General features: G+C 72.9%; 12 protein-coding genes. 7 read left to right on the forward strand and 5 right to left on the reverse strand.

Annotated elements, in window-relative coordinates; translation table 11 throughout:
• Positions 1 to 144: 144 nt before the first annotated feature.
• The gene (gene msrA / locus ACFWGN_RS09960; protein WP_191800279.1) at positions 145 to 807 is read right to left on the reverse strand and encodes a peptide-methionine (S)-S-oxide reductase MsrA; all 663 of its coding nucleotides are present in this window, start codon (positions 805 to 807) and stop codon (positions 145 to 147) included.
• Between the two features lie 164 nt (positions 808 to 971).
• On the opposite strand from msrA, the gene ACFWGN_RS09965 reads away from it, so the two are divergent.
• The 3 genes from ACFWGN_RS09965 to ilvA are packed head-to-tail and all read left to right on the forward strand — an operon-like array spanning position 972 to position 4791.
• Complete coding sequence (locus ACFWGN_RS09965; protein ID WP_377616713.1) at positions 972 to 2204, forward strand: cystathionine gamma-synthase; 1233 nt, start codon at positions 972 to 974, stop codon at positions 2202 to 2204.
• The gene (locus ACFWGN_RS09970) at positions 2201 to 3574 is read left to right on the forward strand and encodes an AI-2E family transporter (protein ID WP_377616714.1); all 1374 of its coding nucleotides are present in this window, start codon (positions 2201 to 2203) and stop codon (positions 3572 to 3574) included. Before ACFWGN_RS09965 ends, ACFWGN_RS09970 begins: the two co-directional genes overlap by 4 nt.
• Before the next feature lie 50 nt (positions 3575 to 3624).
• Positions 3625 to 4791 carry a threonine ammonia-lyase gene (gene ilvA, locus ACFWGN_RS09975; protein WP_377616859.1) on the forward strand — a complete coding sequence of 389 codons (1167 nt, stop codon included), beginning with the start codon at positions 3625 to 3627 and terminating at the stop codon, positions 4789 to 4791.
• A 381-nt stretch (positions 4792 to 5172) separates the two neighbouring features.
• Here ilvA and ACFWGN_RS09980 read toward each other — a convergent pair whose 3' ends face one another.
• The 3 genes from ACFWGN_RS09980 to ACFWGN_RS09990 all read right to left on the reverse strand — a co-directional run bounded on the left by ACFWGN_RS09980 (position 5173) and on the right by ACFWGN_RS09990 (position 8169).
• A complete protein-coding gene (locus ACFWGN_RS09980; RefSeq protein WP_377616715.1) occupies positions 5173 to 6156 on the reverse strand; it encodes a DUF559 domain-containing protein in 984 nt (327 codons plus the stop codon).
• A gap of 493 nt (positions 6157 to 6649) precedes the next feature.
• Positions 6650 to 7132 (reverse strand): transcription elongation factor GreA, encoded by a 483-nt coding sequence (gene greA / locus ACFWGN_RS09985; RefSeq protein ID WP_191800271.1) that lies wholly within the window; start codon positions 7130 to 7132, stop codon positions 6650 to 6652.
• Positions 7133 to 7677: 545 nt separating this feature from the next.
• Positions 7678 to 8169: a DUF4307 domain-containing protein gene (locus tag ACFWGN_RS09990; protein WP_377616716.1), complete on the reverse strand. Its 492-nt coding sequence runs from the start codon at positions 8167 to 8169 to the stop codon at positions 7678 to 7680.
• A 166-nt stretch (positions 8170 to 8335) separates the two neighbouring features.
• On the opposite strand from ACFWGN_RS09990, the gene mca reads away from it, so the two are divergent.
• The 3 genes from mca to ACFWGN_RS10005 are packed head-to-tail and all read left to right on the forward strand — an operon-like array spanning position 8336 to position 10678.
• Positions 8336 to 9205, forward strand: a complete 870-nt coding sequence (mca, locus tag ACFWGN_RS09995; RefSeq protein ID WP_056646692.1) for a mycothiol conjugate amidase Mca — start codon at positions 8336 to 8338, stop codon at positions 9203 to 9205.
• Entirely contained in the window at positions 9202 to 9666 is a 465-nt protein-coding gene (locus ACFWGN_RS10000) for a hypothetical protein (protein ID WP_191800267.1), read from the forward strand. Before mca ends, ACFWGN_RS10000 begins: the two co-directional genes overlap by 4 nt.
• 1 nt (position 9667) lies before the next feature.
• Entirely contained in the window at positions 9668 to 10678 is a 1011-nt protein-coding gene (locus ACFWGN_RS10005) for a carbon-nitrogen hydrolase family protein (RefSeq protein ID WP_377616717.1), read from the forward strand.
• Positions 10679 to 10758: 80 nt separating this feature from the next.
• Here the strand turns inward: ACFWGN_RS10005 and ACFWGN_RS10010 are convergent, their stop codons facing one another.
• Positions 10759 to 11535 (reverse strand): hemolysin III family protein, encoded by a 777-nt coding sequence (locus tag ACFWGN_RS10010; RefSeq protein WP_377616718.1) that lies wholly within the window; start codon positions 11533 to 11535, stop codon positions 10759 to 10761.
• Positions 11536 to 11866: 331 nt separating this feature from the next.
• Between ACFWGN_RS10010 and ACFWGN_RS10015 the strand changes: the two genes are divergently transcribed.
• Complete coding sequence (locus ACFWGN_RS10015; RefSeq protein WP_191800263.1) at positions 11867 to 12628, forward strand: isoprenyl transferase; 762 nt, start codon at positions 11867 to 11869, stop codon at positions 12626 to 12628.
• The last annotated feature ends 43 nt before the right edge of the window (positions 12629 to 12671 follow it).

The following is a 12671-nucleotide window of genomic DNA, read 5'->3' on the forward strand; positions in this document are numbered from 1 at the left end:
GTGGGGGGCGGGGGGGGCGCGCCCCCGCCCCGGGGGCCCCGCCGCCCCGACACGGTTGTGGGCCCCCGTTTCCCGACCGGATCAGGGGCACCTACTCACTTCTCGGCGAGACCGTTCAGCCCGGCGAGGCCGCTCAGCCCACCGTCACGCCGCGTCGGGGAACGGGATCCCCGTCGTCGCGTGGCAGCGGTAGCCGTTGGGGTTCTTGTCGAGGTACTGCTGGTGGTAGTCCTCGGCGTAGTAGAACGTGCGGCCCTCGGCCGGCGCGACCTCCGTGGTGATGGGGTCGAGCCCGCGTGCGGTCAGCACCTTCTGGTACCGCGCCTCGGTCTCGCGGACCGCGGCCTCCTGCTCGGGCGTCGTCCAGTAGACCGCCGAGCGGTACTGGGTGCCGACGTCGTTGCCCTGCCGGTAGCCCTGCGTGGGGTCGTGGCGCTCCCAGAAGATCTTGAGGAGCTCCTCCTCGCTCACGACCGACGGGTCGTAGGCCACGAGCGCGGTCTCGGTGTGCCCTGTGCGCGCGGTGCAGACCTCCTCGTACGTGGGGTTCGGCGTGGTGCCACCCATGTAGCCGACGGCCGTCGAGATCACACCCGGCACCTGCCAGAAGATCTCCTCGGCCCCCCAGAAACAGCCCATCGCGAGGTACAGCACGCGCGTGCCCTCGGGCCACGGGCCCGTGATCGAGGTCCCGAGGACCGTGTGCGGGCGGGCCACGGGGAGCACGGGCTGGTCCCGCCCGGCGAGCGCCTTCTCGGGCGCGACCATCTGGGTCTTCATCGAGGACCCGAACAACGACTCGAACATCTTTACCTCCACCTGTTGCCGACACCTGGGCAACACCTCGTCGCCGCCCGCTGTTCCCCGGGAGCCTCCTGCCGATCGGCCGTGGGTGAAATGCACACGTCCGCTCTCCGAGAACCGTCGTGTTCGGCAGGAACACGCGCCGTCAGGGCACGTAGGCTCACAGGATGAGCAGCGCGAGCACTCCCTCCCACCCCGACTGGTCGAGCACCGGCTTCGCGACCCGCGCCATCCATGCGGGACAGGACCCGGACGCGACGACGGGGGCCGTCGTGCCCCCGATCTACCAGGTCTCCACCTACAAGCAGGACGGCGTCGGCGGTCTGCGCGGGGGGTACGAGTACTCCCGGTCCGCGAACCCGACCCGCACCGCGCTCGAGGAGGCGCTCGGCGCCGTCGAGACGCCTGCCGGGGCTGCGCAGGCGCGCGGCTTCGCGTTCGCCTCGGGCCTCGCCGCGGAGGACACGCTCCTGCGGGCGACGCTGCGCCCGGGTGACCACGTCCTGGTGCCCGACGACGCGTACGGCGGCACGTACCGCCTGGTCGCCCGGGTCTTCGGCCCGTGGGGGATCGAGCACACGGCCGTGGACCTCACCGACCTCGACGCCGTGCGAGCCGCGGTCCAGCCGGGGCGCACCAAGGTCCTGTGGGTCGAGACCCCGACCAACCCGCTGCTCGGCATCAGCGACATCGCGGCGCTCGCACAGGTCGCGCACGAGCACGGCGCGACCCTCGTGGTCGACAACACCTTCGCGACGCCCTACCTGCAGCAGCCCATCGCCCTGGGGGCGGACGTCGTCGTGCACTCGACGACCAAGTACATCGGCGGGCACAGCGACGTCGTCGGGGGAGCGCTCGTCGTGGCGGACGGCGCCGAGCTCCCGGGCGACCTCGTCTCGCCCGCGGGCACGCGCGGCCTGGCCGACGCGGTCGGCTTCCACCAGAACTCCTCGGGGGCGGTCGCCGGGCCGTTCGACGCGTGGCTCACGCTGCGCGGCCTCAAGACGCTCGCGGTGCGCATGGACCGGCACGCGGCCAACGCGGCCGCGGTCGCCGAGTTCCTCGAGACGCACCCCGCGGTGACCCAGGTCATCTACCCGGGCCTGGCGTCGCACCCGGGTCACGAGCTCGCGACGCGGCAGATGCGCGGGTGCGGCGGCATGGTGTCCTTCCGCGCCGGGAGCGAGGAGAAGGCGCTCGCCGTCTGCGCCCGCACCCAGGTGTTCACGCTCGCGGAGTCTCTCGGCGGTGTCGAGTCCCTGATCGAGCACCCCGGTCGCATGACGCACGCGTCGGTCGCGGGCTCGGCCCTCGAGGTCCCCGACGACCTCGTGCGCCTGTCGGTCGGTATCGAGGACGCAGCAGACCTGATCGCGGACCTCGCGCGGGCTCTCGCGTGAGCGCGGCATCGCGCAAGGGGCGCGCGGCCCAGGCGGGCGCTCCCCGCCCGACGGCGTCGCCCGCCCCCGCAGGTGCGGTCGCGTCGGCGGGCACGTCGGGGACGAACCCACGGGGCGGCAAGCCGTTCGGTGCGGAGGCCGTCCCGCCGTCGATCCAGACCGCCGCGGCCTGGTCGTGGCGTCTCCTCCTGATCGGCGCGCTCGTCGCCGCGAGCCTCTACGTCACGGCGTTGTTCAAGGTGATCGTCGTCCCGGTCGCGATCGCGCTGCTCCTCACGGTCCTGCTCACGCCGGTCCGCAGCTTCCTCCAGCGGCACCTGCGCTTCTCGCGCGGGCTGGCCTCGATCTCGGCCCTCCTCGGGTTGCTCGCGGTGGTCGCCGGGCTCGTCACGGTCGCCGGCAGCACGATCGTGAGCGGCATCGCCGAGCTCAAGGACAAGGCGATCGACGGCTTCAACGAGTTCATGGCCTGGCTGGAGGCCGGCCCGTTCGGGCTCGGCGTCGAGCAGATCAACGGGTACCTGAAGGAGCTCGAGGGCTTCATCAGCTCGAGCCAGGACAGCATCGTGTCGGGCGCGCTCGGTGCGGCCACGACGGTCGGCCACGTGGCCGCGGGTGCCGTGATCGCCCTGTTCTGCACGTTCTTCTTCCTGCTCGACGGACGGACCATCTGGTCCTGGTGCGTGGGGCTGTTCCCGGCGCGCTCGCGGTTCACGATCCACCAGGCCGGGCGCCGCGGCATCGTCACGCTGTCCGCCTACGCCCGGACGCAGATCCTCGTCGCTCTCGTCGACGCCGTCGGTATCGGTGTCGGTGCGGCCTTCTTCGTGCCGTCGCTCGCCCTGCCGCTCGGCATCCTCGTGTTCGTCGGGTCGTTCATCCCGATCGTCGGAGCGGTCGTGACGGGCGCGGTCGCCGTGCTGGTCGTGCTGGTCGCGAACGGGTGGGTCGCGGCGCTCATCATGCTGGGCATCGTGCTCGCGGTCCAGCAGATCGAGAGCCACGCGCTCCAGCCGTTCCTCATGGGGCACGCGGTCTCGCTGCACCCGGTCGCGGTGCTGCTCGTGGTCGCCGCGGGCGGGTTCGCGGCGGGCATCGTCGGCGCCCTGTTCGCGGTGCCGCTCGCCGCCCTGATCAACACCGTGGTCCTGTACTTCAACGGGCACGACAAGTTCCCCGACCTCGGGACCGACGACACCCTCGTCATCCGTGGCAAGCCCGCGGTGCCGGTCATGATCCGTCGCGCCGAGGCCGACCTCGCGGACGACGAGAGGGTCCCGGCCTCCTCGACCACCGCGGGTCGCCGGCGCACCCGCCCGGGGCGCGCGACGCCGTCGGGCACCGGGACGAGCACGGGCGGGGACGCGTGACCCTCGCTCAACCCGCCGTGACCCTCGACAGCATCCGCGACGCCGCCCGCATGCTCGACGGCGTCGCCTACCGGACCCCCGTCCAGACGAGCCGCGCGATCAGCCAGGTCGCCGGCGTGCCCGTGGTCCTCAAGTGCGAGAACCTCCAGCGCGCCGGCTCCTTCAAGATCCGGGGCGCGTACATCCGCATGGCTCGGCTCACCCCCGCGGAGAAGGCACGCGGCGTCGTCGCGGCGAGCGCCGGGAACCACGCCCAGGGCGTCGCGTTCGCGGCGGGGCTGCTCGGTATCCAGGCCGTGGTCTACATGCCGGTCGACGCCGCGCTCCCCAAGGTCGCCGCGACGCGCGAGTACGGCGCCGAGGTGCGTCTCGTCGGCGTCGACGTCGACGAGACGCTCGCGGCCGCGAAGGCCGAGGCCGAGCGCACGGGCGCGGTCTTCATCCACCCGTTCGACCACCCCGACGTCGTCGCGGGCCAGGGCACGCTCGCGCTCGAGATCCTCGAGCAGGTGCCCGACGTCCGCACCGTCGTCATGCCGCTCGGCGGCGGCGGCCTGGTCGCGGGCGTCGCGGCGGCCATGGCCGAGGCCGCGCCGCACGTCAAGGTCGTGGGGGTCCAGGCGGCGCGCGCCGCGGCGTACCCGGGCTCGCTCGCGGCAGGGGTCCCGACGACGTCGCTCGCCCGCTCGACCATGGCCGACGGCATCGCGGTGGGCACCCCGGGCCCCGTGCCGTTCTCGATCGTGTCCGAGCTCGGTTCCGAGGTGCGCACCGTGACCGAGGACGAGCTGTCCCGGGCGCTGCTGATGATCACCGAGCGGGCCAAGCTCGTCGTCGAGCCGGCGGGGGCCGCGGGGGTGGCCGCGCTGCTGGCCGACCCGACAGGGTGGGAAGGCCCTGTCGTGGTGATCCTGTCCGGGGGGAACATCGACCCGCTGGTGCTGCTGCGCGTGCTGCGGCACGGGCTCGCGGCCGCGGGCCGGTACATGCAGATGCAGGTCCTGCTCGACGACCGGCCCGGGGCGCTCGCGCAGATGCTCGACGTGATCGCGGGGGTCGGCGGTTCGATCATGCACATCGACCACGACCGTACCGACGTGCACCTTGCGATCGGCGAGGCCTGGGTGCGCATGCAGGTCGAGACCAAGGGGCAGGAGCACTGCGAGGCGCTCGTGGCGCAGCTGCGGGGAGCCGGGTACCGGGTCCTGACGGGCTGAGCGGCCTGGGGCGGCGGGAGGGCCCTGGGGCGGCGGGAGGGCCCTGGGGCCGGGGTGCCCGACGCCGAGGTGCGGCTAACGGGGGCCGAATTGCCGATTCGACCCCCGGCGCCGGTCTCCGGCGCTCCGGCCCCGACCTGCGGCGCTGCGGTCCTGCTGGGGAGCGCAGGCTGCTGAGGCCCAGGGGGCCGGGGCGCCCGACGCCGAGATGCGGCTATCGGGGGTCAAAATGCCGATTCGACCCCCGATGGCCGCATCTCGCGGGTGGTGGTCATGCGTCGGCGCACGGCTTCTGGGCTGGACGGGTGCTGGCGCGCGTGCTGTGACCGCTCGGAGGCTGAGGCGAGCCGGCGACCGCCGACTGACGGGTCGACGGGACGGTCAGCGCCGAGCGACGACGATGCGGGCGCGCACAGGGGTGTCGGGAGCGTCGGCGAGCCGACCGAGGTCCACGCCCTGGTCCCCGAACGCGGTGATCAACCGCCCGCAGGTCGCTTTCCACGCGGTGAGCACGTCGTGCGAGTAGAGGACGACCACTCTCCAGCCGAGCCGTTCGATGTTCTCCCTGCGGGCGACGTCGCTGCGCATCTGGTGCTGGGACGAGTAGTGGTGTGCGCCGTCGTACTCGATCGCGATGCGCGCCTGCGGCCAGCACATGTCTGGACGCGCGACCCACTGGTCCTCCGCGAGCAGGTCCGCCCCGACGACCGGGCACGGGAAGCCCGAGGCGACCAGCAGGAGCCGGACCCGCGTCTCCATGGGCGAGTCGACGAAGGATCGGGCGGCAGACAGCGCAGTCCGCAGGTCACGCCGCCCGCGACCGCCGACGAACCAGGACAGCGCGCGCTCCAGTGCGACGCGGGTGGTGGCCGGGTGACGCAGCGCGAGGACCGCGTCGGTCAGGACGACGAGTTCCTCGCGCGTCAGGCGGTCTCCGGCGTCCGTGCCCGTCATGCTGCCGAGGTCCAACCAGGTGCGGGCGGGGACGGTCACCGGAAGCCCTCGGTGCCGGAAGGTCTGCTGGGCGAGCACTCCCGAGTGCCCGACGAGCAACGCCGCGTCGCGCGAGCGCGACCCAGGGCTGCTGGAGACGTGCAACCGCTCGGTCGGCTGATGGTGAGCAGGCAGGGGCAGCCCCAGGAGAGCGGCCGCCGTGAGGTGCGAGAACACGTCCCCGGCCCGGAAGGTCAGGGCGACGGCGCGGCAGAGTGCGTCGAGGTCGTTCGCGGACCCGGCCGCCATGCGGACCCCGCGGACCGGCGTGTGCAGCGCGGGGTGGCGCAGCTGGTCGCGCGTGCACCCGGCCGCGTAGGCGTCGGCCACGAGGAACGGGGTGGGCGGCAGCGGGACGGGAGCAGCGGGCACGGGGAGAGGTTCGCAGATCCGGACGTCGCTGTGGGGCGGTGCCCGGTACCTGTGGACAACTGTCGGACCCTTGCCGGTCGGGCGCTTGCCTGGCCTGGCGGGCGTTTGCCTGGCCCGACCCGCACCCAGCCCGCACTGGCGGACCGGGCCCGAGGGGGATCGAGATGCGGCTATCGGGGCTCGAATCGCCGAGCCGACCCCCGATAGCCGCATCTCGACGGAGAGCGGGCAGGGAGGCGGCGGGAGGGGCCGGATCGGCGCACGACGACGCGGCCGGCCGTCGGCAGCGCCGTCTGGTCCGGCCCGCGCCCCGCGACCGCGTCGCCCCCGGCACGTCGTGCCGTGTGCCGGTGTGCCGGTGGGTCGAGCGTTTCCTGTCCGGCGGCGCGCCCCCCGGGGACGCACGACGGCCCGGGAACCTTGGGGTTCCCGGGCCGTCGTGGGTGCGTCGAGCCGACTCCGTCCGGAGCAGCGACGCCGGTGTGTCGCTGGGTCAGGCCTGGAACGGCTTGGCGGCGAGGATCTCGACCGCGATCTCGTTCCCGTTGGGAGCCGTGTAGGAAACCTTGTCGCCGATCGAGGTGCCGTTGATCGCGGCGCCCATCGGGGACGTGGGGGAGTAGACCCGGATGTCCGTGCCGCCGGCGATCTCGCGCGAGCCGAGCAGGAAGGACATCTCCTCGCCTGCCACGTTCGCGGTCACGACCATGCCGGGCTCGACCTTGCCGTCGTCCGGGGGCGTGCCGATCTGCACGTTGCGCAGCTTCGCGGTGAGCTCGCGGATGCGCGCCTCGTTCTTGGCCTGCTCCTCGCGGGCGGCGTGGTATCCGCCGTTCTCCTTGAGGTCGCCCTCGTCGCGGGCGGCGGCGATGCGCTCGGCGATGTCGGTGCGGCCAGCACCGGACAGGTGAGCCAACTCGGCCTGAAGCCTGTCGTGTGCCTCCTGGGTCAGCCAGGTGACGCTGGTCTCGGTCACGGTTCGCTCCTTCCTTTCCTTGCGTTCTGGCGGCCGTCGTCTGTGGACGCGGCCGCACAGGGGGAGGCAGTGTGTGCGGGTGAGAGCGACTCCGCTGCCTGCCCGTGGTGGTGGCACCGGTCGGTGACCGACGCCGCGTGGCGGGTTTCGCTGGTCCTGAAGCTTCTGGGGCAGCGTGAATCCCTCAGGATACCAAATGTCCGCTGCATCACACCGTTCCCTGCCCCCGGCAGACCTCCGTGGTCTGCCCCGCGACCCGTCGAGGGACGCCTCCGAACCGTTGCGGGCGGCTCCGCCCGCGGTCCCATCCTTGCACTGCTTGCGGAGCAGGTGCCAGGACCTCGTGCGAGGTCGTGCGACGGAGGTCCTCGGACAGCGCCCCGGACGTGCTTCGACCCCGTGCCGGCCGCCGGACCTCGGTCCGCGGCACAGCCACGACCGGGCTCGCGCTCGTGCCCGGCGTCCGCACGCGGTGGCGACGAGGGGAGGCCGGGCAGCTCACCCCTGGCCCCTCGGGACACCTGCCCCCGGAGGGACGCTCGCCGTCAGGGCAGCGCGACGCAGCTCTCGACGATCCCGGTCGTGGCGAGCTCGGACGTCGCGACGCTCACGGTGTAGCGCCCCTCGAGCTTGTCGCTCGGCCCGACGACCACCGTGACGGTCCCGACCTGGGCGTAGCTCTCGGCCAACGCGTCGATGGTGCACTCGGCCTGGGTGCCGGGCTCCATGGAGACCTGGAACGTGACGTCGATCTGCTCGGAGCTGACGACCTTGAAGCCGAAGTCGTCGTAACGCACCGGGGTGGAGGCCTGCCCCAGCCCGATCCAGACGGTGATGCCGATCCCGACGAGCGCGGCAGCGGCGATGCCGGCGGCGGCCAGGCGACGTCGGAGGGGCGTGGGCTCGGGGCCGTAGCGTCCCGCGGGGGGCCGCGGGCCCTCGCTGCGCGGCGCGAGGCCGATCGGGTTCTCGTCCTCGTCGAGGGCGTCTGGCCCGGGGTTCGGGGAAGTTCCCAGCGGGGGCGTGCTGTTCGTCATGGTCGATCGACGTCCAAGGGTTGGGTGGACTACCTGCTCGTGAGTCATCATTGTCTCTGAACTTCTCCATCTCGAAGTACCCCCAGGAGGACCTGTGACCGAATCGACGGCGCGCCCCACCGCAGGATCGGCGCCCGGGACGGTCGACCGCGCACCGCTGCGCCTCATGGCCGTCCACGCGCACCCCGACGACGAGTCGAGCAAGGGTGCCGCGACGTCGGCCCGCTACGCCGCGGAGGGCGTCGAGGTCCTCGTCGTGAGCTGCACGGGCGGCGAGCGCGGCGACGTGCTCAACCCGAGCTTCGGCGAGCTTCCTGCGACCGCGGAGGGCATGGCCGAGCTGCGGCGCGCCGAGATGGCGGCGGCCGCCAAGGCGCTGGGCGTGAGCCACCGCTGGCTGGGCTTCGTCGACTCGGGACTCCCGGAGGGCGACCCGTTGCCTCCGCTGCCCGAGGGCTGCTTCGCGCTCGTGCCGCTCGAGGAGGCCGCGGCGCCGCTCGTCGAGCTGGTCCGTGAGTTCCGTCCGCACGTGATCACGACGTACGACCCGAGCGGCGGCTACCCGCACCCGGACCACATCATGTGCCACAAGGTCGCGTTCGAGGCGTTCCACGCGGCGGGCGACCCGGAGCGCTACCAGGTCGAGGGCGGGGCGCCCGCTTGGGAGCCCGCCAAGCTCTACTACAACCACGACTTCTCGATGAACCGCATCCGCACGATCCACGAGGCCGTCGTGGACGCGGGGCTCGAGTCGCCGTTCAGCGACTGGGTCGAGTCGCGGGCCGCGCGCGAGATCCCCGAGCGCGAGGTCACGACGCGCGTCGAGGTCGCCCCGTACTTCCCGCAGCGCGACGCGGCGCTCATCGCGCACGCGACGCAGATCGACCCCGAGGGCTTCTTCTTCGCGATCCCGCGCGACCTCGAGGCCGACGTGTGGCCCTTCGAGGAGTTCGAGCTCGCCGAGTCGCGCGTCCCCACCACGCTCCCGGAGGACGACCTGTTCGCCGGCATCCGCACCGAGGAAGGTCTCGTATGAGCCCGACGCCGCAGCTCGCGGTCGATCTGTCGTCCCACCTGGCCGGAGGCCCCGGTTGGGCGGCCGGGGTGACCACCGAGACGACGCCGTCGCCCGCGCCGACGACCGACGAGCTCCGACCGGGGCTCGAGCCGACGGACGTGTCGCCGGGCCTTCCCGGCTTCCTCACGATCTTCGCCGTGGCCCTCGCGTGCGTGGTCCTGTTCCTGTCGCTGACCAAGCAGCTGCGCAAGGTCCGCCACGACGAGCGGGGTGCCGGCAACGGGGGCGCAGCGGCGACGTCGGGCGGCGCCGCTGCGGCCGGGACGAGCACCACGGCCACGACGACCGACCCGGACCGTCGGGACGACGCGTCGGAGACCGGCACGGCCGGCGGCGACGCGGGCGCGAGCGACTCCGGGAGCAACGGCGGCAGCGACTCCGGCTCCAGCGGTGGCGACTCCGGCGGCGGCGGCGACTGACATGACGCAGACGCCGCACGGTCCGGTCCGGGTCACGATCGCCCAGATCGAGGTCTCGAACGACCACGCGGCGAACCTGCTCGTGGTGCGCTCGGCGTTCGCCGAGGCGCAACGGCTGCGCGCCGACCTCCTGGTGCTCCCCGAGTACGCGTCGGGCTTCGATCCGCGCGGCGTGGGGATCGAGCACGCCGAGCCGCTCGACGGCCCGTTCGTCACGACGCTCCAGCGCTGGGCGGGCGAGACCGGGGTCGCTGTCATTGCGGGCACGACGATCCCGGGCTCACGGGCGCCGCTGGTCGGCGTGGCGGGACACGGTGGGACGTCGTCCTCGCACGGCTCGACACCCTCCGACGGCACAGCCGTGCGGGACCCGTCGGGCCTCCCGGACGCTGCCGTCGACCCGTCGGGCGTCGCACGCGACGCGTCGACCAGCACGCCGGTCTCCACCGGGGCCGAGACGTCCGAGCGCCCTGCTCGCGCGGTGAACGCGGTCGTGGCGATCGACGCTCAGGGGCGGCTGTCCGGTGTCTACCGCAAGGTGCACCTGTACGACGCGTTCGGGCACCGTGAGTCGGACCGCCTGGAGCCGGGGCCCGCAGACGCGCCGCCGACGGTCCTGAGGGTCGGCAGCCTGACGTTCGGCGTCATGACCTGCTACGACCTGCGCTTCCCCGAGGCGGCCCGCCGCCTGGTCGACGCCGGGGCCGACGTCCTGGTCGTCCCGGCCGCGTGGGCCGCGGGCGACCTCAAGGCCGACCACTGGCGCACCCTGGCCCGCGCCCGGGCGATCGAGAACACGGCGGTCGTGCTCGCGGTCGGGCAGGCCGGGAAGGGCGTGACCGGGCGCTCGCTGCTCGTGGGGCCCGACGGTCAGGTCGGGCTCGAGCTCGACGAGCGAGCGGGACTGCGCACCGCCGACATCGACCCCGAGGCCCTGGCCGCGGTACGCCGGACGAACCCGTCGCTCGCGAACCGGCGCTACGCCGTCGTGCCGGCTGCCGACCAGCCGTAGCAGAACGCCGGGTGCGGAGCGCGCGTCGCGGACCGGCCGATCCGTGAAGCGCACCTCGCACCCGGCGGAGGCTCTCAGCGCTAGGCGTTGAGGGCGGCGATCATGATCGCCGCGTAGTGGCACCCGAAGCCCACGACCGTCAGGACGTGGAAGATCTCGTGGAACCCGAACCACCGCGGGCTCGGGTTGGGGCGCTTGAGCCCGTACACCACGGCACCCAGCGTGTAGGCGAGGCCGCCGATCGCGACGAGCCACACGATCGCGGGACCGCCCGGCGTGGTCCAGAACTGCGGCATGTAGCCGACCGCGACCCAGCCGAGCGCGACGTAGATCGGGACGTAGACCCACCGCGGGGCGCCCAGCCAGATGATGCGTGCCGCGAGACCGAGCAGCGCCCCGGACCACACGATGATCAGCAGGATCGTCGCGGTCTGCTTCGGCAGGAGCAGCACCGCGAGCGGCGTGTACGTGCCCGCGATGATGAGGAAGATGTTCGAGTGGTCGGCCCGGCGCAGGATCCCCGCGACCCGGGGTGACCAGGTGCCGCGGTGGTAGACGGCGCTCGTGCCGAACAGCAGGCAGGCGCTCAGGCCGAAGATCGCGCACGCGACCTTGCCGGCGACGGGGGGAGCGAGGGCCACCAGGACGATGCTCGCGACGAGGGCCACGGGGAACGTGCCGGCGTGGATCCAGCCGCGCAGCCGGGGCTTGGCGGCGTCGAGCACGTCGGCCGCCTTCGCGGCCGCGCCCGCCAGGACATCACCTGACGCGGCATCGTCCGGCTGGGCGTCGCCGGGCGAACCCGGCGCGTTCTCGACGGCGTCGCCCACGGACGGGCGCTCGGAGGGTCGTGCCACGGAGAGACTCCTACTCGTTCGGCGTCGGGCGGGGGGAGCGGGACGTCCCTGACCCGGGGACTGCACGTGAGTCGACGTGAACGGCTCAGGAAACAACCTACGCCATCGTAAGTTACGTCACCGTAGGTTGCTGACGGGGACTGTGAAGATCCTGCGCAAAGGCGATTCGCAGGGCGGACGTCTGGACAAATCGACTGTTGCCTCCGGTACCGTTTGGCGGGCGACCTGCTCGATCCAGACCCTGCGGCCGCGCAGCTCGTGCCCACCGTGCGACGCGCTCCGGCCGTGCCGGTCCCATCGCCCACTCCCTTCATACCGCTAAGGACCCCACGTGCGCATGCCCCACCTGCTCTACGGGCTGTACGAGCGACGACTGGCGAGCTCCCTGCCGCGTGAGGCGATGCCCCGGCACGTGGGCGTGATCCTCGACGGCAACCGGCGCTGGGCCAAGTCGTTCGGCGAGACCGCCGCGACCGGCCACCGGCGCGGTGCCGACAAGATCGCCGAGTTCCTCACCTGGAGCGAGGACCTCGGCATCGAGGTCGTCACGCTCTGGATGCTGTCCACGGACAACCTCTCGCGCTCGCGCGAGGAGCTCAGCGCGCTGCTCGACATCATCGAGGACGCGGTGTGCGACCTCGCGGAGACCGGCCGCTGGCGCCTGCGCGTCATGGGCCGTCTCGACCTCCTCCCCGAGCGCCTCGCGGCCGCGCTGCGCGACGCCGAGGAACGCACCGCGGGGGTCGACGGCCTCCAGGTCAACGTCGCGATCGGCTACGGCGGTCGCCACGAGATCGCAGACGCGGTCCGTTCCTACCTGCGCGAGCAGGCCGACCGCGGCGCCTCGCTCCCCGAGCTCGCGGAGAACCTCGACGTCGAGCACATCGAGGAGCACCTCTACACCAAGGGCCAGCCTGACCCCGAGCTGGTGATCCGCACGTCGGGCGAGCAGCGGCTGGGCGGGTTCCTGCTGTGGCAGAGCGCGCACGCGGAGTTCTACTTCTGCGAGGCGTACTGGCCCAGCTTCCGCCGGGTCGACTACCTGCGTGCCCTGCGCTCGTACTCCCAGCGCGAGCGCCGGCTCGGCAGGTAGGTCCTTCCGGGGAGGGAGCGGTCGAACCCGAGGGTCCGGAATA

This window comes from Oerskovia sp. NPDC060338, from assembly GCF_042726295.1.
In the GTDB taxonomy this organism is placed as follows: domain Bacteria; phylum Actinomycetota; class Actinomycetes; order Actinomycetales; family Cellulomonadaceae; genus Oerskovia; species Oerskovia merdavium.

Bases quoted from the DNA above. Each gene is read 5' to 3' on its own strand.
- msrA (WP_191800279.1), bottom strand. From the start codon at position 807: ATGTTCGAGTCGTTGTTCGGGTCCTCGATGAAGACCCAGATGGTCGCG.
- ACFWGN_RS09965 (WP_377616713.1), top strand. From the start codon at position 972: ATGAGCAGCGCGAGCACTCCCTCCCACCCCGACTGGTCGAGCACCGGC.
- ilvA (WP_377616859.1), top strand. From the start codon at position 3,625: ATGCTCGACGGCGTCGCCTACCGGACCCCCGTCCAGACGAGCCGCGCG.
- ACFWGN_RS09990 (WP_377616716.1), bottom strand. From the start codon at position 8,169: ATGACGAACAGCACGCCCCCGCTGGGAACTTCCCCGAACCCCGGGCCA.
- mca (WP_056646692.1), top strand. From the start codon at position 8,336: ATGGCCGTCCACGCGCACCCCGACGACGAGTCGAGCAAGGGTGCCGCG.
- ACFWGN_RS10000 (WP_191800267.1), top strand. From the start codon at position 9,202: ATGAGCCCGACGCCGCAGCTCGCGGTCGATCTGTCGTCCCACCTGGCC.
- ACFWGN_RS10005 (WP_377616717.1), top strand. From the start codon at position 9,668: ATGACGCAGACGCCGCACGGTCCGGTCCGGGTCACGATCGCCCAGATC.